We start from the raw sequence: 24289 nt of genomic DNA, 5'->3' as shown, positions 1-24289 counted from the left end.
CCATGGCGCTGTTCTGGGCCATGAGCGCGGGCTTCGTGCGCGGCGTCGGCTTCGTGCCGCGGCACCGGGCCTGGCGCCTGATGTTCTCGGGGGGCGCCTGCCTGCTGGGCATTGCCCTCGCGGCAGTGCGCATGGCCCTGCTGAACAGCCCGCAGTAGCGGGCACGGGCGCGTCCCCGCGCGGGATACATCAGACGCCCAGATAGCGATGCCAGACTTCGCGCTGGGCGTCCAGCTCGGCCGAACTGCCCTGCCAGGCGATGCGCCCGCGCTCCAGGATCAGGTTGCGGTCGGCCAGCGGAAGCAGCTTCTCGACGTACTTGTCCACCACCAGCGTGGTCTGGCCCTGCGCCTTCAGCAACGCGAGACAACGCCAGATCTCGTCACGGATCACCGGGGCAAGGCCTTCGGTGGCTTCGTCCAGGATCAGCAGCCGCGGGTTGGTCGACAGCGCCCGCGCAATCGCCAGCATCTGCTGCTCGCCGCCCGAAAGCTGGTTGCCCATGTGGAGAGCGCGCTCGGCCAGGCGCGGGAAGAGGTCATACAGGCGTTCCAGCATCCAGGGCTCGGCCACGCCATTGCGGCGGTCGGCGAAGGCGACGAGGTGCTCGCGCACGGTCAGATTGGGGAAGCACTGCCGGCCCTCGGGCACGATCGCCACGCCGAGACGGGCGATGTGGTCGGCGCGCGCGGCCTGGATCGGCCGGCCGTCGAAGAGGATCTCGCCGCGCTGCGGGCGCAGGCCGCCGACAATCGTCCTGATGGTCGTGCTCTTGCCCATGCCGTTGCGCCCGAGCAGGGCGACCACCTCGCCCGGGCGGATGTCGAAGTCGAGCCCGAACAGCACCTGGCTGGCGCCGTAGCCCGCCTCCAGGCCGCGGCAGCTGAGCAATGGCGAGGCGTTCATGCGGTCACCTCGGTCCCGAGATAGACCGACTGCACCTCGGGATGCCCCTTCACATGCGCCGCGTCGCCGGAGGTCAGCACGCGGCCGTACACCAGCACCGAAATCCGGTCGGCGAGCTGAAACACCGCATCCATGTCGTGCTCGATCAAGAGAATCGCCGTGTCGCGCCGCAGGCGGTCGATCAGCGCCACCATCTGCAGCGAATCCTCCGGCCCCATGCCCGCCATCGGCTCATCGAGCAGCAGCAGCTTGGGCCGCGCCGCCAGCGCCAGCGCGACGTCGAGCTTCTTCTGCATGCCGTGCGGCAGCGTGCCGGCCGGACGATCGAGCACATCGGCCAGGCCGACCTTGTCCGCCAGCGCCAGGGCGCCGTCCATCAGCGCCGTCTCGGCCTCGCGCCGCCGCAGGCAGCGGAAGCTGGAGCCCGCCTGCGCCTGCACCGCCAGCAGCAGGTTGTTGCGCACGGAATCGTTGCGGAACACGCTGGTGATCTGGAAGCAGCGCGCCAGGCCATGGCGCACGCGCATGTGCGGCGCCAGCGCGGTGAGATCGACGCCGTCGAGCACGATGCGTCCGGCATCGGCCGGCAGCAGGCCGCTGACGAGATTGACCAGGGTGGACTTGCCGGCACCATTGGGTCCGATCAGCGCATGGATCTCGCCCGGCGCCACCGTCAGGTCGACCTGGTCAGTCGCAAGCAGGCCGCCGAAGCGCTTCACCAGGCCCTCGGCCACGAACAGGCTCATGCCGCCCCCCCCTGGCCGCCGCGGCGCTCGAGCAGCGCGGCCAGCCCCTGCGGCGCATGGAAGACGACCAGCAACAGCAGCACGCCGAGCGGCCAGTGCCAGTAGTCGGTGTGCATCTTCAGCACTTCCTCCAGGGTCAGCCACAGCGCCACACCCAGCGGCGCGCCCCAGCGCCGGCCAAGGCCGCCCAGGATCACCATCACCAGCAGCAGCGCAGACTGCGTCCAGTGCATCACGCCGGGGCTGACGAAGGCGTTGTGGCTGGCGAGCAGGCCGCCGGCCAGCCCCGCCACCGCGCCGGCGGCAACGAAGCCGGCGAGCTTGAGGCGGAAGACCGGGTAGCCGAGCGCGACCATGCGCGTCTCGTTGTCGCGGATGCCGCGCAACGCATGGCCGTAGCGCGAATGCGCAACCCGGCTGAAGAGCGCGAACACCCCGGCCGCGATCGCCAGCACCACCCAGTAGAAGACGTCCGGGTGTGCGCCATCGAGCCAGGCGCCCATCGCCAGCGGCGTGTACAGCCCGTAGCCGTCGTCGCCGCCATAGATGCGCAGCGACACCGCCAGGTAATAAAGCATCTGCGCGAAGGCCAGCGTGATCATGATGAAGTACACGCCGCGCGTGCGCAGCGACACCATGCCGATCAGCGCCGCCGCCACGCCAGCGACCGCCAGCGCGCCGCCCCAGGCCAGCCAGGCCGACGAGACGCCCGCCTCGACCAGCGCCACCACCGCATAGGCGCCGACGCCGACGAAGCCGGCGTGGCCCAGCGCTGCCATGCCGCCGTAGCCGAGGATGAAGTTGAGGCTGGTCGCGGCGATGGCGACGATCAGCACCCGGCGCACGAAACCGACGTAGTACTCCAGCCCCAGCGTCGGCGCCAGCAAGGGAAAGACGGCCAGCAGCGCCAGCACCAGCCAGGGCAGGCGGCGCACCGCGCCGGGAAAACGGGTGGCGAAGGAAGGATGCGCCACGGCAGAAGCAGGATTCGTCACGACGTTCTTCAGGCGCGGGCGGGAAACAGGCCCGCGGGTTTGAGCGTAAGCACGGCCGCCATCAGCACGTACATCGCGATGCCGGCCAGCGCGGGCCCGAGGTCGGCCGCCACCGAGGGCGGCAACACCGCGCGCAGTGCCGGCGGCAGGAAGGCGCGGCCGGCGGTGTCGACCAGCCCGACCAGCAGCGCGGCAACGAAGGCGCCGCGCACCGAGCCGATGCCACCGATGACGATGACCACTAGCGCCGGAATCAGGATGACCTCGCCCATGCCCACCTGCACCGAGCTGATCGGCGCCATCAGCGCCCCGGCCAGTGCCGCGAGCCCGGCACCGAGCGCGAACACGAAGGAAAACACCGCCCCCACGCGCACGCCCATGAATTCCGCCATCTGCCGGTTCGAGGCCCCGGCACGCACCAGCATGCCGACGCGGGTGTTGTTCACCAGCAGGTAGAGCCCGAGCGCCACCAGCAGGCCTGCACCGATCAGGAGCAGGCGGTAGGCCGGATAGGGCAGCCCCTCGAACAACTGCACCGGCCCGGCGAGCGCGGCCGGCGTCGAGGCCATCAGCGGCGCCACGCCCCAGATCGCCTTCACCGCATCATCCGCGATCAGGATGATGCCGAAGGTGGCCAGCACCTGCACCAGATGGTCGCGACGATAGAGGTGGCGCACCACCAGCAGCTCGAGCACGGCCGCCACGGCCACGGTGACGAGCACCGCCGCCAGCACCGCGCCGGCGAACGAGCCGCTCGCCTCGTGCACGCGCGCGGCGACGTAGGCGCCCGCCATGTAGAGCGAGCCGTGGGCGAGGTTCATCGTGTCCATGATGCCGAACACCAGCGTCAGGCCGGCGGCGATCAGGAACAGCATCAGGCCGTAGCCGAGGCCGTTGAGCAGTTGCTCGAAAACGAAGATGGCATCCATCGGGGAGATCCGGAGGCAGTGCGGCAAGGCACGCCGCACCGCAGGGCAGGACGGACACGGGGACGCCCGCACCCGTCCCGCGCGGTCTTACATCTTGCAGGCGCCGACGTAGGCGTCCTGGTGCTGCTCGAGCGTGGTGCCCACCAGCTTGTTGGTGATGCGGCCCTCGGCATCCTTGCCGACTTCGCGCAGGTAGTAGTTCTGCACCGGGAAGTTGTTGACGCCGTACTTGAACTCGCCGCGCACCGACTGGAAGCTCGGGCTCTTCAGCGCCTTCAGCACGGCCTCGCGGTCGGCGACCTTGCCGCCGACATCGCGCACCGCGGCATCCATCGCCATCAGCGTGTCGTAGGCCATCGCCGCATACACCGAGGGGTAGCGGCCGTCGTACTTCTTGCGGAAGGACGACACGAACTCGGCGTTCGCCGCATTCTTCAGGTCGTGCGTCCAGTGCGCGGTGTTGAGCACGCCGATCATCGGCTCGCCCACGGCCTGGATCACGTCCTCGTCGGCCGAAAAGCCGGGGGCGATCAGCGGGATGTCCTTCAGGCCGCCGCCGACGAACTGCTTGACGAAGTTGATCCCCATCGCACCGGGCAGGAAGAAGAACACCGCGTCCGGCTTGGCGGCGCGGATCTGGGCGATCTCGGCGGCATAGTCGATCTGGCCGAGCTTGGTATAGATCTCGTCCTTCACCTCGCCCTTGTACAGGCGCTTGAAGCCGTTCAGGTGGTCCTTGCCCGCCGGGTAGTTGGGGGCGATGAGGACCACGTTCTTGTAGCCCTTCTCGTTGGCGACCTTGCCGGCGGCCTCGTCATAGGTGTCGTTCTGGTACTGGGCGAAGAAGTACGGGCTGCACTTGTCGCCGGCATAGGCGCTCGGGCCGGGGTTCGCAGACAGGTAGGGCACCTTGGCGGCGAACAGCGCCGGCCCCACGGCGAGCGCCGCGTTGGAACCGATCGGGCCGGTGAAGAAGTCGATCTTGTCACGCTGCAGGTAGCGGGAGACGAGCTGGTTGGCCTGCTCAGGGTTACCGCCGAAGTCGGTGCGCAGGAACTCCGCCGGCTGGCCGCCGAGCTTGCCGCCCAGCTTCTCGATCGCCAGCTCGAAGCCGTCGCGCGCCTCGGCCCCGAGCGCCGCGAACGGGCCAGAAATGTCGAGTGCGATGCCGACCTTGATGTCGGCGGCGTGCGCGGCAGCAGCGCCGCACAGCGCCAGGGCGACGGCCAGGTTCTTCATCTGCAGCATTGAGTGTCTCCTCGTTTTGTATCGACAGGGGGTACGGAAGCGGCGCGGCACCGGAAGGATCACGCACGATCGGTGCAAGCGCACGAAGTTGCCCGATTCTAGCCTGAGCACGATGCCCGTCAGCAGGAAAATGCCTTGCAGGGCACGGGACACAAGCGCAGCGCTGCATACCCGTCTCCGGCTGGCGCCCCGCGGCGCGCCCGGACTGTATGAAATTTCACCTTCCGATGCAGGCAGCCACCGGCTGCACTGGTAGACTTGCGCATCCCCATAATGACTGCCCGAGGCCCAGGACCGCGATCATGATCGGACGCATCACCGGCACCTTGCTGGAAAAGAATCCGCCCCAGATCCTCGTTGACGTGCACGGCGTCGGCTACGAGATCGACGTGCCGATGAGCACCTTCTACAACCTGCCCGCAACGGGGGCCCAGGTCAGCCTGCACACCCATCACGTCGTGCGCGAGGACGGCCATTTCCTGTTCGGCTTCGCCACCGAGGAAGAGCGCGCGACCTTCCGCCAGTTGCTCAAGGTATCGGGCATCGGCGCGCGCATGGCGCTGGCGGTGCTGTCCGGGCTGTCGGTCAACGATCTCGCCCAGGCCGTGGCGCTGCAGGAAGCCGGCCGTCTGGTGAAGATCCCGGGCATCGGCAAGAAGACCGCCGAGCGCCTGTTGCTGGAGCTGCGCGACAAGCTGGGCAAGGCGCTGCCGAACATGGCCGGCCCCCGACTCACGGCCGCGCCGGGCACCGCCCCCGACGCGAAGAGCGACATCCTCAACGCGCTGCTGGCCCTGGGCTACAACGAGCGCGAGGCGCTGGGCGCGATGAAGGGCCTGGACGAGGCGGTGGGCGTGTCCGATGGCATCCGCCAGGCGCTGAAGCTGCTGTCGAAGGGCTAAACTGCCACCATGATCGAGACCGACACGCTGCGCGCCGGAAGCCCCGAGCGCCTGATCTCCGCCCAGCCCGCCGACCGCCAGGAAGACGCGATCGAGCGTGCGCTGCGGCCCAAGCGCCTTACCGAGTACGTCGGCCAGGCGAAGATCCGCGAACAGCTGGAGATCTTCATCCAGGCCGCGCGCAATCGCAGCGAGGCGCTGGACCACGTGCTGCTGTTCGGCCCGCCGGGGCTGGGCAAGACCACGCTGGCTCACATCGTCGCCGCAGAGATGGGCGTCAACATGCGCCAGACCTCCGGGCCGGTGCTCGAGCGCGCTGGAGACCTCGCCGCGCTGCTGACCAACCTCGAGCCGCACGACGTGCTGTTCATCGACGAGATCCACCGCCTGTCGCCAGTGGTCGAGGAAATCCTCTACCCCGCGCTGGAAGACTTCCAGATTGACATCATGATCGGCGAAGGGCCCGCCGCGCGCTCGGTGAAGCTCGACCTGCCGCCCTTCACGCTGGTCGGCGCCACCACCCGCGCCGGCATGCTCACCAACCCGCTGCGCGACCGCTTCGGCATCGTGTCGCGGCTGGAGTTCTACACGCCCGAAGAGCTCGGCTTCATCGTCAGCCGCTCGGCGCGCCTGCTCAACGTCGAGATCGACGACAACGGCGCACTCGAAATCGCACGCCGCGCGCGCGGCACGCCGCGCATCGCCAACCGCCTGCTGCGCCGCGTGCGCGACTATGCCGAGGTCAAGGCCGGCGGCCACATCACCGCCGCGGTAGCCGATGCCGCGCTGCGCATGCTGGATGTGGACAACCTCGGCCTCGACCTGATGGACCGCAAGCTGCTGTCGGCGATGCTGGAAAAGTTCGGCGGCGGCCCGGTCGGCCTGGACAACCTCGCTGCAGCGATCGGCGAATCGACCGACACCATCGAGGACGTCATCGAGCCCTACCTGATCCAGCAGGGTCACCTGCAGCGCACGCCGCGCGGGCGCATGGCGACGCATTCGATCTGGCAGCATTTCGGGCTGGCGCCGCCGCGCACGGGCGGCGACCTGTTCGACGCCTGACACCCGAGCCGGGGACTGGCGATGCGCTCGGTTCAGGTCGTGATGTTCATGCTGTGCGTGCTCGGCGGCCTCTACCTGCTGACGCAGGCGCCGCCCTTCTTCCTGCCCAGCCGCGGCAACCCCGCCATCGGCCTGCAGTTCGACGCCACGGCCTCACGCCTGCTGGGTGCCGGCCTGCTCGCACTGGCGGCCCTTGGCAGCCTTTATCTGCGCACGATGTACTACTCGGGGGAACGCCGCCTGCCTGGCCCGGTGGCGCAGCGTCGTTACTTCGGCCTGCTGCTGTTGGCGCTGGCGCTGCTGCTGGCGGCCATGCTCAGCGCCGAGACCAGCCCGAATCCCGACTATCGACCCCGCGTAGAACTGCCAGGCTGAGGTCGTGGGCGCACGACCTTACTCCTGGAGCAGCTTGCGCGCACGATCCGCGGTTTCGATGACTTCCGACAATTCGCGCGAAGTCAGCACCTTGCCGAAATGATCGAAAGCGACCTCGGTAACGAACAGGTGACCATTGCCGCGCCGCTCGACCCAGCCGAGCTCGACCAGGCGCACGATCTTGCGCCGCACGGTCTCGCGCGGCAAACCGGTTGCCGCAGCGATCGAATAGGCATTGCAGGGGCGCAGCGTGCAGGTTCGCCAGGCATCGGGGCTGCTTGGCAGGCCTTCCTCGGCGCGCCCGTTGCGCCCGCCATTGCCGTTCGCCGACGCATGTTCGAACGCACCGGTGTTGTGCATCGCGATCTCGCCGAGCAGGATCGGCAGCAAGATGTCGCGATCGAACTCTTCGAACCAGCGCCGCAGGTTGCGGATCTCGTGCCGCATCAGCAACAGCGCGACGGTGCGGATGGCAGCGTGCGAGGATTCGGAGGACTGTTGTTCAGTCTCGACCATTCCCTCGCTGGTCGAGCTCGCCTTGGGGGGGGCTGTGTTTGACATGTGTTCCCGAGCGGGGCTCGCTCCGGTGCAGGAGAGGCCGCATGAGCTTGGAATATTAAATATTTATCAAGTGCTCCAAGACTAAAAGCATAACGCAAGCCCCCGAAAGGCATGCGTTAAAAAATGCCCAATTTGGGCAAAAATGCGGGAATTGCAGGTCATTTACGCGCACGTGGGTGCGCTTTGTCATACACGCTGGCCAGATGCTGGAAATCGAGGTGGGTATAGACCTGGGTGCTGCGGATGCTCGCATGGCCGAGCAGCTCCTGCACGGCACGCAGGTCCCCGCTCGACTGCAGCAGGTGACTGGCGAAACTGTGGCGCAGCATGTGGGGATGAACATGCACACCGAGGCCGAGCACACGGGCCCGATGCGCCAGCCGGCTGCGGATGCCGGCGGGTGACAGCCGCTGCCCGGTACGGCTCAGAAACACGGCCTTCTCGCCAGCGGCGGCGAGTTGCCCACGCAACGCGAGCCATTCACGCAACGCCTCGAGCGCCTTCCCGCCCACCGGAACACTGCGGCTGCGCTGACGCTTGCCGGTAACGGTGACCATCGCCTCGGCCAGATCGAGACCGCCATCGACGTCCAGCGCCGCCAGCTCGGCCAGGCGCAGACCCGAGGAATAGAACAGCTCGAACATCGCCACGTCGCGCACTTCAAGCACGCTCTCGGCCTCGGGATCGAGCAGCGCCTGAGCCTGGTCGGGCGATAGCGCGCGCGGTAGCGTGGTGGCAGATCTTGGCGCCCGGATACCCTCGACGGGGTTCGCCTTCAGGCCATGGTGGCGTGCGAGCCAGCGATACAGACCGCGCCAGGCCGACAGGTTGCGGGCGATGGAGCGCCCCGACAGGCCTTCGCCGTGCAGACGGCCGACGAAGCGGCGGATGTCATGCACCGCCAAGTCCGGCAGCGGTCGTCCTTCAGCCAGGCGCAGCAGATTGCCGAGGTCGCGCCGGTAGGCCGCCAGTGTCAGCGGCGACGCACGTCGTTGACTGGCCAGCCAGCCCAGCCAGGCCTCGACCTCGTCCGGCAGTGGCAAGGCGCCGGCTGGTGGCGTCGCGGAGGACGGTCCCGAGGACTGCGCGCTCATGCGATGTCAGCGCAGGGATTGGCGCGGCGCCGGCATCAAGGCTGGGGCTTCAGGGCCGCTGCGGCAAGCTCGCCGATGCGGCCGAGGTAGAGCGTGCCCATCTCGGCATAGAAACGCTCAGGTTCGGCACCTCCGAGGGCCAGCAGACCGAACACGGCACCGGCCGCACGCAACGGAATCAGCGCAACGGAGCGGACATGAGGCGCGGATTCACCGAAGCAGGCCAGCAGCTCCATGCTCTCGGGCGCACCGCAGTAGGGGTGACGCATCGCCTCGAGCTGGCGCTTCAATGGCTCGGCAAAGCGGCAGGACTCGTCATTGCCACGCCACAGCTCGAGCGCGACATAAGGCACGGCGAAATCCTCGCGCAGGCTGGCCACCAGCAACTGTCCGGCCAGCTGCGGCTCGCGCGCCTCCAGCAGCTGCGCCGCAAGGCCATGCACCTTGGCGCTGATGTCGTCGTTCTCCTCGCCGAAGCGGATCAGCTCGTCCAGCTTGTGCTCGAGCTGGCGGATCTTGTCGCGCAGTGCGTGCAGCTGACGTTCGGCAAGTGAGATCGCCTGGCCGCCATGCTGCGGATGCGGCACCGTGAGCTGGGTGAACAGCTCGCCGTGCTCGGCGAGGAAATCGGGGTTGTCGCGCAGGTAGCGCGCAACGTCTTCGGCGTTCATCGGCAATACTCCCGTCGGGCGACGCATGCGCCCGTCATCATACATGGCGCAACGGCCGACGGCCGCGCGCAGCGAATTCCGTGATTTCAGTCGAGCGACATCTCGCCCTCGAACACCGTGACCGCCGGTCCGGTCATCAGCACCGGCGTGCCGGGACCGCCCCATGCGATCTCGAGTTCGCCGCCGCGGGTCTCGACCCGCACCGGCGACTCCACCAGATTGCGCACGATACCCGCAACCACGGCGGCACAGGCGCCGGTGCCACAGGCGAGCGTCTCACCCGCGCCGCGTTCGAACACGCGCAGGCGCACCCGGTGCGCATCGACGATCTGCAGGAAGCCCGCATTGACCCGTGCCGGAAAACGCGGGTGGCGCTCGATCAGCGCGCCCTGCCCGGTCACCGGCGCGGTGTCGACGTCGGCCACCACCTGCACCGCATGCGGGTTGCCCATCGACACCGCGGTGATCGCCACCGTCGCCTCACCCACCTGCAGCGGCTGCACCAGGGCGTCGGAGTCGGATACGAAGGGCACCTTCGCCGGCATCAGCTCGGGCACACCCATATCGACCGTGACGAGCCCGTCCTCGCGCAAGCGCGGCGCAATCACACCGGATTTCGTCTCGACGCGGATCTCGCGCTTGTCGGTCAGGCCCTTGTCGTGCACGAAGCGTACGAAACAGCGCGCGCCGTTGCCGCACTGCTCGACTTCGCCGCCATCGGCGTTGAAGATTCGATAGCGGAAGTCGACGTCGGGCTGGGTCGCCGGCTCGACAACCAGCAACTGGTCGCAGCCGACGCCGAAGTGACGGTCGGCGATGGCCTTGACGCGCGCCGGCGTGAGGTCGACCGGCGCGCGCGTGGCGTCGATGACGACGAAGTCGTTGCCGAGGCCATGCATCTTGGTGAAGCGCAGTTTCATCGCGGCTCTTTCAGGAGTAGGCGGTTGCAGGGCAGACCGGGTCTGCAGGCGGCGATTGTCCTCCACCGTGCCGACCAGCGTCCACCGGACCGGCACGCCGCCTCAGTAGAAGCGCGGCTCGCCCTTGGGCCGCGTCTTGAAGCGACGGTGCACCCAGTAGTACTGCTCGGGCATGGTGCGCACCACGCCTTCGAGCCAGCGGTTCATGCGCAGGGTGTCGGCCTCGACGTCGTCGGACGGATAGTCCGCCCACGGCTCGCCCAGCTCCAGCACGTAGCCTTTGCCGCCGGGCAGGACACGCGCGATGCTGGGCACCACCGCGGCACCGGCCAGGCGCGCCAGGCGCGGCAGACCGGTGATGGTGGCGGCTGGCACGCCGAAGAAGGGCACGAAGATCGATTCTCGGCGTCCGTAATCGAGGTCGGGCAAGTAGTAGAGCGGGCGGCCGGCCTTCATCGCCTTCACTGTGGACCGCACACCATCGCTGCGCGACAGCAGCAGCTGGTCGTTGAAGCGGCTGCGGCCATGATGCAGCCAGTGGTCGAAGACCTCGTTCTTCTGCCGGGCATAGACGCTGACGAAATCACCTTCCATCGACAGCCGGGTGCCTGCCATGTCGAGACCGACGAAGTGCGGCGTGAGCAGGATGACCGGCCGCCCTGCGGCCTTCAGCGCGTTCAGGCGCTCGAGGCCGTCGATGCGCACCAGCTTGCGCAGGCGCTCCGGGCTTGCCCACCAGGCCAGGCCCCGCTCCAGCATGCTGCGCCCGGTCACGGCGAAGTGCCGCCGCGCCAGCGCACGGCGCTCGGCCTCGGACAGTTCCGGAAAGCACAGCCGCAGGTTGGTCAGCGCCACCTTGCGCCGCGGCGCCACGAACACGTAGAGCAGCAGGCCGAACGCTGCACCGATTCGCGACAGCAACGACAAGGGCAGCCAGTGGAGCAGCCAGAAGATCCCGATGGCGAGGCGACTCATTGCCCGGCCTCCGCGGCGGCGGCGACACGCTCGCCGCGCGGCTGCTTGTAGCGGTTGTAACCCCACAGGTACTGCTGCGGGCACTGCAGGATGATGCGCTCGACCTCGCGGTTGATGATGGCGACGTCGGTTTCCAGCTCGCCGGTCAGCGCCTCGGTCGGCGCCTGCAGGCGGAACACGAAGCCCTCGCCGCGCGGCAGGCGCTCGGCCCAGGTGTAGATCACGCGCACCCCCTTCACCGCGGCCAGGCGTGCCGCCAGCGTCATCGTCCACGCGGGCTTGCCGAAGAAGGGCGCCCACATGCCTTCGCCTTCGCCGGGCACCTGGTCCGGCAGCATGCCCACCGCTTCCTGGCTGCGCAGGGTCTTGACCAGCTTGCGCACGCCCGACAGGTCGGCCGGCGCAGTGCGCATCTGGCCGCGCGCGCGGCCCGCTTCCATCAGCGGCTGCAGCTCGGGTTTGCGGGGCGGGCGGTAGAGCACGGTGATCGGGATCCGGGCCGCGATGCACTGCGCGGTAATCTCGAAGCAACCCAGGTGCGGCGTGATGAAGAGGATGCCCGCGCCGTCCGCACGCGCCTGCTCGACGAGCGCCCAGCCTTCAGTACGCACGGCGCCCGCCACGACTTCCTCGGCCGGGCGCAGCCAGATCCAGGGCAGTTCCAGCGCCTGACGCCCGGCCTCGGCGATGGCCGCACGCAGCACGCGCTCGTCCTCGCGCCCGAGCGCATTGAACAGGTTCTCGCGCAGGCGCCGCGCATAGGAGGGCGACGCGCGATACACGAGCCAGCCCGCCCACGCGCCAAGACGGTGCAGCCAGGACAGCGGGAGGCGGGACAGAAGACGAAAGGAAAGATTGACCAGCACGTCAGAGTCGGGCGAATGGAAACCGGCCAGGAAACGAAGGTCCGCCGCAGCCGGACGACGAAAATCGGTCACCCGGCGCGCGACTTCACACCGGATGCAGGGGTGAATGCTTACACAGCAGACGATCCGGGTCTATAATCGCGGCGACCGCCGAGTTAAATCGACAACTTGCAGGGCGGCGACGCGGCAAGGGTGCACGCGTCACAAATACTGCTAAAGCGTCGGCTGCTCGACGAAATCCCCGGAGCTGGCCGCAGACGCAAGTCATTGGCTGATCGGGGATTTTCTGTTTCTGGAGCAGAGCAACATGGCTGAATTTCTGTTTACGTCCGAGTCCGTTTCCGAAGGCCATCCCGACAAGGTCGCCGACCAGGTCTCCGACGGCGTGCTCGACGCCATCCTGGCCGAAGACCCCAAGGCCCGCGTCGCCTGCGAGACGCTGGTGTCCACCGGCCTGGTCGTGATCTCGGGCGAGATCACCACGACCGCCCACCCCAACTATCGCGAAATCGCGCAGGAAGTCATCCGCCGCATCGGCTACGACAATTCCGACATCGGCTTCGACTACAAGAGCTGCGCCGTGCTGGCCGCGATCAACCGCCAGTCGCCCGACATCGCCCAGGGGGTGAATGCGGCCAACGACGACCCGCTCGATCAGGGCGCCGGCGACCAGGGCCTGATGTTCGGTTACGCGACCAACGAAACCCCCAGCCTGATGCCGCTGCCGATCTACTACGCGCACCGCATCATGCAGCGCCAGGCCGAAGTGCGTAAGGACGGCCGCCTGCCGTGGCTGCGCCCGGATGCCAAGAGCCAGCTGACGGTGAAGTACGTTGACGGCAAGCCGGTGGCGATCGACACCGTGGTCGTCTCCACCCAGCACGACCCGGACGTGACCCAGGAGCAGATCCGTGAGGCGGTGATCGAGCTGATCATCAAGCCGGTGCTGCCCAAGGAGCTGATGCAAGGCGATGTGCGCTACCTGGTCAACCCCACCGGCCGCTTCGTGGTCGGCGGCCCGCACGGCGACTGCGGCCTGACCGGGCGCAAGATCATCGTCGACACCTACGGCGGCGCGGCCCACCACGGCGGCGGCGCGTTCTCGGGCAAGGACCCGTCCAAGGTCGACCGCTCGGCCGCCTACGCCGGCCGCTACGTGGCGAAGAACATCGTCGCCGCCGGCCTGGCCGACAAGTGCGAGGTGCAGGTGGCGTACGCAATCGGCGTGGCGCGCCCGGTGAGCCTGATGGTCAACACCTTCGGCACCGGCAAGGTCGCCGACGAGAAGATCGTCAAACTGGTCGGCAAGCACTTCGACCTGCGCCCGAAGGCCATCATCCAGACCCTGGACCTGCTGCGCCCGATCTACTCCAAGACCGCCGCCTACGGCCACTTCGGCCGCGACGAGCCGGAGTTCAGCTGGGAGCAGACCGACAAGGCTGCCGCACTGCGCGCCGACGCCGGACTGTAAGCCCCGCCAGTCCCATGCCCCTCGCCGGCAGCGGCGGGGGGCGTTTCGTTTTCAGGGCACGGCGCCGCGAACGCGTCGACGCCTATACTGTCTGTCAAAACTCCCCAGCACGCTCGATACGCCCATGCTCCAGCAAGTCCTGATGTTTGGCCTCGGCCTCACCGTTCTCGTCATCGGCGCAGACGTACTGGTGCGCGGCGCCTCGCGCCTGGCGGTCTCCTTCGGCGTATCGCCGCTGGTGGTGGGCCTCACGGTGGTCGCCTTCGGCACCAGCGCACCGGAAATGGCGGTGTCGGTCGGCTCCGCATTAGCCGGTAGCCCCGACCTCGCGATCGGCAACGTGGTGGGCAGCAATATCTGCAACGTGCTGCTCATCCTCGGCATCTCGGCGCTGATCACACCGCTGCTGGTCGACGAGCAGATCATCCGCCAGGAGATCCCGATCATGATCGGCGTCTCCGCGCTGCTGGTGGTGATGGCGCTCGACGGCCGGATCGGCATTCTCGAATCCGTCGTCCTGTTCGCACTGGTCATCGCCTACACCATCTTCCTGGTCGTACAGTCGCGCCGTGCCTCGAAGGCGGCGCAGGACGAGTTCGAGACCGAGATTCCGACCTCCAGCTGGGACCGCCACTGGGTGGTGCAGGTGGCCCTGATCGTGGTCGGCCTGGTCATGCTGGTGGTGGGCGCGGACTGGCTGGTGGACGCCGCCGTCGCCTTCGCGCGCGCCTTCGGCATCAGCGACCTGGTGGTCGGACTGACCGTGGTGGCCGTCGGCACCTCGATGCCCGAGATCGCGACCTCGATCGTCGCCGCGATGCGGGGCCAGCGCGAAATCGCGGTCGGCAACGTGGTCGGCAGCAACATCTTCAACATCCTGGCCGTACTCGGCGCCTCGGGCATCGCCTCGGGCATCACCACCGGCGCAGGCTTGCCGGTGTCGGAGGCTGCACGCAACTTCGACCTGTGGGTGATGCTGGCCGTCGCCTTCGCCTGCCTGCCGATCATGCTCTCGGGTCGCGAGATCGCACGCTGGGAAGGCGGCGTGTTCCTCGCCTACTACGCCATCTACACCGCCTGGCTGGTGCTGCAGGCGCAGCAGCACAGCAGCCTGCCGGCGTTCTCGGGCGTGATGCTGGGCTATGTGCTGCCGATCACCGTGATCACGCTGGTCGTCAGCATGGTCCGACAATCGGGCAGCACGGCCAGTCACTGATCACCCGGGCGCCGGCTCTCAGGCCGACACGCGGAAGCGGCGTACCGACTGCTCGAGCGCGTCGGCGAGCTGGCTCAGTTCCCCGGCGCGCTGCAGCGAATCGCGCGTCGCGCCGTGGCTTTCCTCGCTCATGCGGGCAATGCGCTCGACGCTCTGGGCGATGTCGGTACTGGCCTGGCGCTGTTCGCCAAGGGCGACGTTGATCGATCCGACCACCTCGCGCACCTCGACCGCGCTGCCCTCGAGCGCGGCCACGGCGGCACGCGCACGCTCGGCGTTCTCGGCGCCGCGCTCGGCGAGCTGACGTCCGTCCTCCATCGTCCCCACGGCCTGCCGGGCATTGGCCTGCACGCGCTCGATCATGGCGTTGATCTCATGGGTCGACTGGCGGGTACGCTCCGCCAGCTTGCGCACCTCGTCGGCGACGACGGCGAAACCGCGCCCCTGCTCGCCCGCGCGCGCAGCCTCGATCGCTGCATTGAGCGCCAGCAGGTTGGTCTGCTCGGCGATGTCCTGGATCACCTGCGCGATGTTGGAGATGCTCTCCGCACTGACGCCCAGGTCCGCCACCACCGCGGCCGATGCGGTCATGCGCTGCGCCACCAGGCCGATGGTCTCGACCGCCTGATTGATCACCTTCACGCTGTCGCGCACCTGCGCTTCCGACTCGCCGCTGAGGCGGTCGGCGTCGTTCGCATGCTCGGCCACCACCGAGATGCTGGTACTCAGTTCCTCGATCGAGGCTGCGATCGCCTGCGCGGCATCGGTCTGCACGAGCGACGCCGCCGCCACCTTCTCCTCGTTGCTGCGCAGGGTGTCGGCCGCGGCCACGAGTCGCCCGGCATCGGCACGGATGCCACGGATAATGGTTTCCAGTCCGCCCTGCATGCCCTGCATCGCGGCCAGCAGGCTGCGTCCGTCGCCACCGCGGACCACGACGCGCTGCTGCAGGTCGCCGTCGGCGATGCGGTGCGCGACCTCCGCAGCATAGGCGGGCTCGCCACCCAGGCGGCACAGCACGTTGCGCGTCACCAGCACCGAGGCCACGACGCACACCAGCAGCGCAAAGGCGCCCAGCCCCAGCACGACGAGCCGGCTGCGCTCCAGCGCCTGGGCCGAATCCGAGCGCATCCCGGCGGTCAGCTTCTCGAGATGCTCGATCTGCTTCAGCAGTTCGCCTCGGATCTCGCGCCAGGCCGGCGTCTCACCGCGCACCAGCACCTCGCGCGCGGCCTGCAGGTCATTGGCCCGCACGTTCGCGATCACCTGCGCCTGCAGCGGCGCCCAGCGCTGCACGATCTCCTGCATGCGTGCGGCCGCCGCGGCGCCACCATCGAGAACATGCCCGCGCGCGACGATCTGCGCCAGCATGGCGTCGAACTGCTTTTTGGCCTGGTCGAAGTTCTCGTAGGCCTTCGAGTTGGCCGGGTCGAGCAGGATGTTGCGCAGCGCCTGGCCCATCTGCAGGCCCTGCGCGTAAGTGCGGGTGACGTCGCGCTCGACGGCGAGCTCGGTGTCGATGAAGCCGGACAGGCGCTCGCCGCCGAGCTGCATCTGCCACAGTGCGCCACCCAGGGCGAGCAGGAAAAGACCACAGGTCGCGGCGGCCAGCAGCACCAGCTGGGATCTTACGGACAGGGTGTTGGAAGCCATATCTGTTCTCTTGCGTGCAGTAAGGGAGCGTGCCCCGGCGCCGGGCCCGGGCTGTAATAAGAATATTCTTATAAGCATATCGGCAGCATGACGAAAGCCTTTAGGGACGATGTCACGCTCGGGAGGCTGGTCGCGCATCGCGCGCCAGCTGCATCACGGTTCACGACCGCCGCCATCAGCTATAATCCGAGCACTCCGAGGAGCGCTGCGAGGCGCCGGGCCGTCCGGCCCTGGCCCCCAGGCTCGGACCCCGCCGCCATGGCGGGCAGCAGTCAACGGCGCTCACCCTGCTAATCATCTTCAACCCTGCCGGGTTCGGGATGTCGGGTGAGCCCCTTGCAGCCAGTTCGCGCTGCCCTCTCCCCTCCCGCCCGGCCATAGCATGGAGCTTCACATGAACGCTGTGGCTGACAAGAACTTCACCGATTTCGTCGTTGCCGACCTGTCGCTCGCCGACTGGGGCCGCAAGGAGATCCGCATCGCCGAAACCGAGATGCCCGGCCTGATGGCGATCCGCGAGGAATACGCCGCAAGCCAGCCGCTCAAGGGCGCACGCATCACCGGTTCGCTGCACATGACGATCCAGACCGCGGTCCTGATCGAAACACTGACCGCGCTCGGCGCCGAGGTGCGCTGGGCCTCGTGCAACATCTTCTCGACCCAGGACCACGCCGCCGCCGCCATCGCCAAGGAAGGCATTCCGGTGTTCGCGGTCAAGGGCGAGTCGCTGGCCGACTACTGGGACTACACCCACCGCATCTTCGAATGGGCGGACGGGGGCTACTCCAACATGATCCTCGACGACGGCGGCGACGCCACGCTGCTGCTGCACCTGGGCGCGCGTGCGGAAGCTGATCTCGCGGTGCTGGCCAATCCGGGCTCGGAAGAGGAAACCATCCTCTTCGCCGCCATCAAGGCCAAGCTGGCGCAGAACCCGACCTGGTACTCGACCCGCCTGGCGCAGATAAAGGGCGTGACCGAGGAGACCACCACCGGCGTGCACCGCCTGTACCAGATGCACGCGCGCGGCGAACTGAAGTTCCCGGCGATCAACGTCAACGATTCGGTGACCAAGTCCAAGTTCGACAACCTGTACGGCTGCCGCGAGTCCCTGGTCGACGGCATCAAGCGCGCCACCGACGTGATGGTGGCCGGCAAGATCGCCGTGGTCTGCGGCTACGGCGACGTGGGCAAGGGCTCGGCGCAGGCGCTGCGCGCGCTGTCCGCCCAGGTGTGGGTGACCGAGATCGACCCGATCTGCGCACTGCAGGCCGCGATGGAAGGCTATCGCGTGGTGACCATGGAGTACGCCGCCGACAAGGCCGACATCTTCGTCACCGCCACCGGCAACTACCACGTGATCACCCACGACCACATGGCGAAGATGAAGGACCAGGCCATCGTGTGCAACATCGGCCACTTCGACAACGAGATCGACGTCGCCTCGGTCGAGCAGTACCCGTGGGAAGAGATCAAGCCGCAGGTCGACCACATCATCTTCCCCGACGGCAAGCGCATCATCCTGCTCGCCAAGGGCCGCCTGGTGAATCTCGGCTGCGCCACCGGCCACCCGAGCTACGTCATGTCGAGTTCCTTCGCCAACCAGACGATCGCGCAGATCGAGCTGTTCACCCGCACGGCGGACTACCCGGTGGGCGTCTACACCCTGCCCAAGCACCTCGACGAGAAGGTCGCCCGCCTGCAGCTGAAGAAGCTCAACGTGCAGCTCACCGAGCTGAGCGACGCGCAGGCGGCCTACATCGGCGTGCCGAAGCAGGGCCCGTACAAGACCGACTCGTACCGCTACTGAGCGACGCCGGAGGCCGTCCCGATGAGCATGAATTCCTTCCATGCCCGCCAGGGACGGCCGCGCCATGCGGCCGAGCACAGGCAGCCGGTCGATCGCCACGGCCTGCTGAGGGTCGACCAGCTGCTGGTGGCGCAGGGGCTCGCGCCCTCGCGCACCGCTGCGCGCGCGCTGATCGAGGCCGGTCGCGTCAGCCATGACGGCCAGCCGGTCACCAAGCCGGCGCTGGAACTGCCGCCCGACGCCCGGCTCGCCGTCATTCCGGACGACAGCGACCGCTTCGTCTCCCGCGGCGCGCTCAAGCTCGAAGGCGCGCTCGCGCGCAGCGGCCTGGACGTGCGCGGCACGGTCTGTCTCGACATCGGCCAGTCCACCGGCGGCTTCACCGACTGCCTGCTGCAGGCCGGCGCGGCGAAGGTGGTCGGGGTCGAGGTCGGCCACGATCAGTTGCATCCGCGCCTGCGCAAGGATCACCGCTGCGTCACGCTCGAAGGCCTCAACGCCCGCCAGCTCACCGCAGCGGATCTCGGCACGCACTGCCCGCCGCACGGTTTCGACCTGCTGGTGTGCGACGCCAGCTTCATCTCGCTCGCCCTGCTGCTGCCGCAATGGGCTGCGCTGCTGTCAGCCAACGGCCATGTGCTGGCGCTAGTCAAGCCGCAGTTCGAGGTCGGCCCGCAAGGCCTGGGCAAGGGCGGCATCGTGCGCGACGCCTCGCTGTACGCGGAGGTCGAAACCCGCCTGCGCGAAGCGGCCCACGCCGCCGGGCTGATCATCCTCGACTGGTTCGACTCGCCGATCACCGGCGGCGACGGCAACCGCGAATTCTTCTTCCACGCCATCCGCACACCGGGTGGCGACACCGATCCGGACACACCATGAGCATCGACATCTCGATCGAGTTCTTCCCGCCCAATACCGCGGAAGGCGCCGAAAAGCTGCGTACCACACGCGACAAGCTGGCAGCGCTGAAGCCCGCCTTCTTCTCCGTCACCTACGGCGCCGGCGGCTCCACCCGCGAGCGCACCTTCGCCACCGTCAAGGAGATCGCCGCCGCCGGCTACGAGGCCGCACCGCACCTGTCGTGCATCGGCTCCACCCGCGACAGCATCCGCGAGATCCTGCAGGAATACGCCGACGCCGGCATCCACCGCATCGTCGCGCTGCGCGGCGATCTGCCCTCGGGCGCCGGCGCCGCGGGGGAGTTCCGCTATGCCAACGAGCTGGTCGAGTTCATCCGCGCCGAGAGCGGCGACCGCTTCCTCATCGAGGTTGCCGCCTACCCGGAATGGCACCCCCAGGCCCGCAGCCCTAAGGACGACCTGCTCGCCTTCAAGCGCAAGGCCGAGGCCGGCGCCAACTCCGCGATCACGCAGTACTTCTACAACCTCGACGCCTACCTGTACTTCGTCGATGCGGTGCGAAAGCTGGGCGTCGACATCCCGATCGTGCCCGGCATCATGCCGATCGGCAGCTTCAGCAAGCTGGCACGCTTCTCCGACGCCTGCGGTGCCGAGATCCCGCGCTGGATGCGCAAGACCTTCGAGAGCTATGGCGACGATGCCGATGCGATCCGCGCCTTCGGCCTCGACGTCGTCACCCGCCTGTGCGAGAAGCTGATCGCCGAGGGCGCGCCCGGACTGCACTTCTACAGCATGAACATGGCTGGCCCCACGACCGAGATCTGCCGCCGGCTCGGACTGCAAAACTGAAGCCGCTCACGGCCGCAGTTCAGTCTGCGGCCGTGACCAATCGCACTTCGTCCCGCGCTTGCTCCACCGCTCCGCCGTGCGGGCTAACATGCAGGCATCGCCTGCGGCACGCGCCGTCGCCTGACGAAGGTCATCATGATCAAGACACTTCAACACATCCCGCTGACCGGCGAACTGCCGAGCCCGAAGGGCGTCGCGCTCGCAATCCTGGAGATGTGCCGCAATGAAGACACGACGATCAGCGAGATCGCGCACATTGCCCAGACCGACCCGGCGCTGGCGGGGCGGCTGATCCGCAATGCCAACGCGGCCAGCAGCGGCGTCCGGCCGATCGCCTCCGTCACCGACGCGATCATGCGCCTGGGCATGGGCACGGTGCGCAACCTGGCGATGGGCTTCTCGCTGATCGACCAGTATCACTCCGGCCCCTGTGCGGGATTCGACTACGAACGCTTCTGGTCCTACTCACTGCTGGTGGCGCTCGCGATGCAGGAGTTCGGCCGGATGACGGGGGCGGGGGCGGCCGAGGAACTGTTTGCCTGCGGCCTGCTGTCGCAGATCGGGCGGCTTGCGCTGGCGACCCTCTATCCGCAGGAATACGCCGGGCTGCTGAACGAGACCAACGCGAGGGCAAGGCTGGCCGAACTCGAGCACGAGCGCCTGCACACCGACCACAACGAACTGACGGCGGCCCTGCTGTCCGACTGGGGCCTGCCGCTGGCCCTGATCGAGCCCATCCACTACCACGAAGCACCGGACAAGGCCCCGTTCACACCCGGCTCGCGCCCGCACCAGCTGACCCACCTGTTCTACCTCGCCAAGCGCATCGGCGACCTGGGCCTCTCGCCCGAATCCGAGCGCAACGGGCACACGGCCGAACTCCTGCTGCTGGGCGGCAAGATCGGTCTCGACGCCGACCAGCTCGGCGCACGCATCGACGGCATCGTGACGGCCTGGCACGAATGGGGCGAACTGCTGAAGGTTCCCGCCTCGGCACTGCCGAGCTTCAAGCAGATGTGCGCCGGCCAGGCCCCGCGTCCGGAAGACGGCGACAGCCCGGCCTCGCTGCGCGTGCTGCTGGTGGACGACGACGCCACGACACGCCGCATGCTCGAAGGCGTGCTGGGCGATTCGCTCGGCCACACTGTGCAGTCGGCAGGCAGCGGCGAAGAAGCCCTGGCGACGGCGCTGCAGTTCATGCCGCAGGTTGTCGTCACCGACTGGCTGATGCCGGGCATGAGCGGTATCGAGCTGTGCCGCGCCTTGCGGGCAACCGACTGGGGGCAGACGATTTACATCATCATGCTGTCCGGCATCGACACCCGCGACGAAGCCACCGAAGCCTTCGAGGCCGGTGCAGACGATTTCGTCGCCAAGCCGGTCGACCTGCGCACCCTGCGCGCCCGCCTGCGCGCTGCCTGGCGTTACGTGCATCTGCTCGATGCCTGGGAGACGGACCGCGCTCAGCTGCGCCAGTTTGCCGCCGAGCTTGCGATCAGCAACCGTCGCCTGTCGCATGCGGCGATGACCGACCAGCTCACCGGCCTGCCCAACCGCCGGGCCGGCATGAGCGAGCTGGAAAAGGCGTGGAGCGCGAGCGGGCGCGCGGTACAGCCGATGGCGGTGCTGGTCATCGACGTCGATCATTTCAAGCGCATCAACGACAGCTACGGCCATGCCGTGGGTGACCATGTGCTGCGCGAGGTGGCGCAGGCCCTGCAGCAGTCGGCACGGCGCGAGGACGTCGTCTGCCGCCTGGGCGGCGAGGAATTCCTGATGGTGTGCGCCAACACCGACCTGCGTGCAGCGCTCGGCGCCGGCGAGCGCCTGCGCAAGCTGGTGGCGGCGCTGGCGATCAAGGTCGGCGGGCACGAGATCCAGCTGTCGATCAGCATCGGCATCGCCGCCCGCGAAGCTTCGATGACCGACGCCGACATGCTGGTCAACGCCGCCGACCGTGCGCTCTACCGTGCCAAGGAAGGCGGCCGCAACCGCAGTTGCATCTGCCTGCAGGGACAGCTGCGCTGCGGCCCCTGGCAGGCGGGCTGAACGGCCTTAACGCCGGCTGCTGCCACCGAGTAGCGAACCGAGGATGCCGCGCACGATCTGGCGGCCGATGCTGCTGCCGATGGTGCGGGTGACCGTCTTCGCCGCGATCTGCACCAGGCCGTCGCGCTGCCCCCCGCGCGGACCGGTGGATCCGAACAGGATGTCGTTGAGTCCGCCGCCGGCCTGACCGGCCTTCGCAGTCTCGGCGGCCTGCGCCTCGGCACGCGCCGCCGCGCCTTCGGCCTGCGCGCGCAACATCTCGTAGGCCGACTCGCGGTCGACCGCCTTCTCGTAGTGGCCGTAGATGACCGAGCCGGTGATCGCCGCCTGGCGCTCGGCTGTGGTCAGCGGACCGAGGCGGGACTCGGGTGCGATCACGAAGCAGCGCTCGGTGACCTGCGGCCGGCCCTTCTCGTCGAGGCAAGAGATCAAGGCCTCGCCCACGCCCAGTTCGGTGATGGCGGCCACGGCATCGAAGGCCGGGTTCGGGCGCATGGTGTCGGCCGCGGTCTTGACCGCCTTCTGGTCGCGCGGGGTGAAGGCGCGCAGCGCGTGCTGGACGCGGTTGCCAAGCTGGCCGAGCACGGTCTCGGGCACGTCCAGCGGGTTCTGGGTGACGAAATACACGCCCACGCCCTTGGAGCGGATCAGGCGCACCACCTGCTCGATCTTCTCGACCAGCGCCTTCGGTGCATCGTTGAACAGCAGGTGGGCCTCGTCGAAGAAGAACACCAGCTTGGGCTTGTCCGGGTCGCCGACCTCGGGCAGCTGCTCGAAGAGTTCCGACAGCATCCACAGCAGGAAGGTGGAGTAGAGCTTGGGCGAGTGGAAGAGCTTGTCGGCGGCCAGCACGTTGATCACGCCGCGGCCGGCGGCGTCGGTTTGCATCAGGTCGGCGATGTCGAGCATCGGCTCGCCGAAGAACACGTCGCCGCCCTGCTCTTCCAGCGCCAGCAGGTTGCGCTGGATGGCGCCGATCGAGGCTGTGGAGATGTTGCCGTACCCGGTGGTGAAGCTCTTCGCGTTCTCGCCCACGTACTGGACCATCGCGCGCAGGTCCTTGAGGTCGAGCAGCAGCATGCCGTTGTCGTCGGCGATCTTGAACACCAGCGTCAGCACGCCGGTCTGGGTGTCGTTGAGGTTGAGCAGGCGCGCGATCAGCAGCGGCCCCATGTCCGAGATGGTGGCGCGCACCGGGTGGCCCTGCTCGCCGAACACATCCCAGAACACCGCGGTGTTGGCACGCGGCGTGAATTCGGTGATGCCGATGGCGGCCAGGCGCTGCATCAGCTTGTCGGACCTGAGGCCCGCGGCACCGATGCCCGAGAGGTCGCCCTTGATGTCGGCCACGAACACCGGTACGCCGATGGCCGCAAAGGACTCGGCGAGCTTCTGCAGCGTCACCGTCTTGCCTGTGCCGGTCGCCCCGGTGATCAGGCCGTGGCGGTTGGCCAGGCGCGGGAGCAGGTGGATCTCCTTGTCGGCGGTCTTGGCAATCAGCAGCGCTTCGGTCATCGCAGTCCCCGGGGTGGTCGTGTTGCGCCCGAGTGTATCAGGGCGCCCCGCAGCCCGCGATGCAGCGCGCGTAGGCCGATTCGCAGTCGGCGCAGCTGCCTGCCGCGCAGCGTGCCTGGCAGCGGTAGAGCGGTGCGGCGCAGGCACGCACGCAGGCGTTCCAGCCCGGCTGGCCGACCGCCGGTGCGCCATACAACCCGCGGCCCGAGCCCGCCGGGCAGGCGTCGAGGGCAAAGCTGCGGCGCGGGCCCGGCACCCACGCCCATTCGTCGTCCGCCAGGTTCAGGTCGGCCTCGAGAGCGGGCTGGGCGCCTGCCGTCAGCAGGCCGGAACGGCGCAGGCTGTCGGCGGCCGCGCAGTCCGCCCGCCGCGCCTGGCCGGCATCGAGCTCACCAAGCGCCGGATAGCCGAGATTGATGCGCGCGCAGGCCTGGGCGAACAGGAAGCTGCGGGTCACCGGCAGCAGGCGCGGCAGCACGGCCGGGTTGTAGCGGATGACGGCCCGCCCCGCCTCGATGCCGGTGGCGACCACGGCCGGCAACTGGTCGTCGCTCAGGGCCGGCACAGCCGCCCCCTGCGCATCCACGCAACCACCGTAGATCGGCTCCCCCGC

23 protein-coding genes and 1 pseudogene are annotated in these 24289 nt (G+C 68.3%); 10 read left to right on the top strand and 14 right to left on the bottom strand.

Annotated elements, in window-relative coordinates; translation table 11 throughout:
* The first annotated feature begins 2 nt into the window (after positions 1-2).
* Positions 3-158 (top strand): cyd operon YbgE family protein, encoded by a 156-nt coding sequence (locus tag C664_RS20465; RefSeq protein ID WP_004292308.1) that lies wholly within the window; start codon positions 3-5, stop codon positions 156-158.
* Positions 159-420: 262 nt separating this feature from the next.
* Here the strand turns inward: C664_RS20465 and C664_RS18620 are convergent.
* The 5 genes and pseudogenes from C664_RS18620 to C664_RS18600 form a co-directional block, all read right to left on the bottom strand.
* Positions 421-906: pseudogene (locus C664_RS18620) on the bottom strand (ABC transporter ATP-binding protein); the annotation flags it as partial.
* The gene (locus C664_RS18615) at positions 903-1652 is read right to left on the bottom strand and encodes an ABC transporter ATP-binding protein (protein ID WP_004292304.1); all 750 of its coding nucleotides are present in this window, start codon (positions 1650-1652) and stop codon (positions 903-905) included. The gene C664_RS18615 and the pseudogene C664_RS18620, both read right to left, overlap by 4 nt.
* Entirely contained in the window at positions 1649-2647 is a 999-nt protein-coding gene (locus C664_RS18610; protein WP_269745303.1) for a branched-chain amino acid ABC transporter permease, read from the bottom strand. The genes C664_RS18615 and C664_RS18610 overlap by 4 nt, the downstream gene beginning before the upstream one ends.
* A gap of 8 nt (positions 2648-2655) precedes the next feature.
* Entirely contained in the window at positions 2656-3576 is a 921-nt protein-coding gene (locus C664_RS18605; protein WP_004292301.1) for a branched-chain amino acid ABC transporter permease, read from the bottom strand.
* A gap of 87 nt (positions 3577-3663) precedes the next feature.
* Positions 3664-4824: an ABC transporter substrate-binding protein gene (locus C664_RS18600; RefSeq protein ID WP_004292299.1), complete on the bottom strand. Its 1161-nt coding sequence runs from the start codon at positions 4822-4824 to the stop codon at positions 3664-3666.
* Positions 4825-5126: 302 nt separating this feature from the next.
* Here C664_RS18600 and ruvA point away from each other — a divergent pair, with 302 nt between their 5' ends.
* The 3 genes from ruvA to C664_RS18585 are packed head-to-tail and all read left to right on the top strand — an operon-like array spanning position 5127 to position 7166.
* A complete protein-coding gene (gene ruvA, locus C664_RS18595; protein WP_004292297.1) occupies positions 5127-5726 on the top strand; it encodes a Holliday junction branch migration protein RuvA in 600 nt (199 codons plus the stop codon).
* A 9-nt stretch (positions 5727-5735) separates the two neighbouring features.
* The gene (gene ruvB / locus C664_RS18590; RefSeq protein WP_004292296.1) at positions 5736-6791 is read left to right on the top strand and encodes a Holliday junction branch migration DNA helicase RuvB; all 1056 of its coding nucleotides are present in this window, start codon (positions 5736-5738) and stop codon (positions 6789-6791) included.
* 21 nt (positions 6792-6812) lie between these two features.
* The gene (locus tag C664_RS18585; protein WP_004292294.1) at positions 6813-7166 is read left to right on the top strand and encodes a hypothetical protein; all 354 of its coding nucleotides are present in this window, start codon (positions 6813-6815) and stop codon (positions 7164-7166) included.
* Positions 7167-7184: 18 nt separating this feature from the next.
* Here the strand turns inward: C664_RS18585 and C664_RS18580 are convergent, their stop codons facing one another.
* The 6 genes from C664_RS18580 to C664_RS18555 form a co-directional block, all read right to left on the bottom strand.
* On the bottom strand, positions 7185-7682 hold the full coding sequence (locus C664_RS18580) for a helix-turn-helix domain-containing protein (protein ID WP_004292293.1): 498 nt from the start codon (positions 7680-7682) through the stop codon (positions 7185-7187).
* A 203-nt stretch (positions 7683-7885) separates the two neighbouring features.
* Positions 7886-8821 (bottom strand): tyrosine recombinase XerC, encoded by a 936-nt coding sequence (gene xerC, locus C664_RS18575; protein ID WP_038012429.1) that lies wholly within the window; start codon positions 8819-8821, stop codon positions 7886-7888.
* A 35-nt stretch (positions 8822-8856) separates the two neighbouring features.
* Positions 8857-9492 carry a DUF484 family protein gene (locus C664_RS18570; protein WP_004292289.1) on the bottom strand — a complete coding sequence of 212 codons (636 nt, stop codon included), beginning with the start codon at positions 9490-9492 and terminating at the stop codon, positions 8857-8859.
* Between the two features lie 86 nt (positions 9493-9578).
* Positions 9579-10412, bottom strand: a complete 834-nt coding sequence (gene dapF, locus C664_RS18565) for a diaminopimelate epimerase (protein ID WP_004292287.1) — start codon at positions 10410-10412, stop codon at positions 9579-9581.
* 102 nt (positions 10413-10514) lie between these two features.
* A complete protein-coding gene (locus tag C664_RS18560) occupies positions 10515-11387 on the bottom strand; it encodes a lysophospholipid acyltransferase family protein (RefSeq protein ID WP_004292285.1) in 873 nt (290 codons plus the stop codon).
* Positions 11384-12283 carry a lysophospholipid acyltransferase family protein gene (locus C664_RS18555; protein ID WP_443080700.1) on the bottom strand — a complete coding sequence of 300 codons (900 nt, stop codon included), beginning with the start codon at positions 12281-12283 and terminating at the stop codon, positions 11384-11386. Before C664_RS18555 ends, C664_RS18560 begins: the two co-directional genes overlap by 4 nt.
* A 277-nt stretch (positions 12284-12560) precedes the next feature.
* Between C664_RS18555 and metK the strand changes: the two genes are divergently transcribed.
* Both metK and C664_RS18545 read left to right on the top strand, forming a co-directional pair.
* Positions 12561-13724 (top strand): methionine adenosyltransferase, encoded by a 1164-nt coding sequence (metK, locus tag C664_RS18550; RefSeq protein WP_004292282.1) that lies wholly within the window; start codon positions 12561-12563, stop codon positions 13722-13724.
* Between the two features lie 124 nt (positions 13725-13848).
* Positions 13849-14940, top strand: coding sequence for a calcium/sodium antiporter (locus C664_RS18545; protein ID WP_004292280.1), 1092 nt, complete (start codon positions 13849-13851; stop codon positions 14938-14940).
* A gap of 18 nt (positions 14941-14958) precedes the next feature.
* On the opposite strand, the gene C664_RS18540 is transcribed toward C664_RS18545, so the two are convergent.
* Positions 14959-16593, bottom strand: coding sequence for a methyl-accepting chemotaxis protein (locus tag C664_RS18540; RefSeq protein ID WP_004292278.1), 1635 nt, complete (start codon positions 16591-16593; stop codon positions 14959-14961).
* A gap of 394 nt (positions 16594-16987) precedes the next feature.
* Between C664_RS18540 and ahcY the strand changes: the two genes are divergently transcribed.
* The 4 genes from ahcY to C664_RS18520 all read left to right on the top strand — a co-directional run bounded on the left by ahcY (position 16988) and on the right by C664_RS18520 (position 22161).
* Positions 16988-18403 (top strand): adenosylhomocysteinase, encoded by a 1416-nt coding sequence (gene ahcY / locus C664_RS18535; RefSeq protein WP_004292276.1) that lies wholly within the window; start codon positions 16988-16990, stop codon positions 18401-18403.
* Positions 18404-18424: 21 nt separating this feature from the next.
* A complete protein-coding gene (locus C664_RS18530) occupies positions 18425-19282 on the top strand; it encodes a TlyA family RNA methyltransferase (protein WP_004292274.1) in 858 nt (285 codons plus the stop codon).
* Positions 19279-20112, top strand: a complete 834-nt coding sequence (gene metF / locus C664_RS18525; protein WP_004292272.1) for a methylenetetrahydrofolate reductase [NAD(P)H] — start codon at positions 19279-19281, stop codon at positions 20110-20112. The genes C664_RS18530 and metF overlap by 4 nt, the downstream gene beginning before the upstream one ends.
* A gap of 135 nt (positions 20113-20247) precedes the next feature.
* On the top strand, positions 20248-22161 hold the full coding sequence (locus C664_RS18520) for a GGDEF domain-containing response regulator (protein ID WP_004292270.1): 1914 nt from the start codon (positions 20248-20250) through the stop codon (positions 22159-22161).
* A gap of 6 nt (positions 22162-22167) precedes the next feature.
* Here C664_RS18520 and C664_RS18515 read toward each other — a convergent pair whose 3' ends face one another.
* Together C664_RS18515 and C664_RS18510 are read right to left on the bottom strand one after the other, a co-directional pair.
* Entirely contained in the window at positions 22168-23676 is a 1509-nt protein-coding gene (locus tag C664_RS18515; RefSeq protein WP_004292268.1) for a helicase HerA-like C-terminal domain-containing protein, read from the bottom strand.
* A 37-nt stretch (positions 23677-23713) separates the two neighbouring features.
* Positions 23714-24289, bottom strand: a 576-nt coding sequence (locus C664_RS18510; RefSeq protein ID WP_004292266.1) for a hypothetical protein, incomplete at its 5' end; no start/stop codon positions are given.

Origin of the sequence: Thauera sp. 63 (genome assembly GCF_000310165.2) — a bacterium.
Lineage (GTDB): Bacteria > Pseudomonadota > Gammaproteobacteria > Burkholderiales > Rhodocyclaceae > Thauera > Thauera humireducens.
The sequence above is the reverse complement of the archived record's forward strand: the minus strand, read 5'-3'. Positions and strand labels throughout refer to the sequence as shown.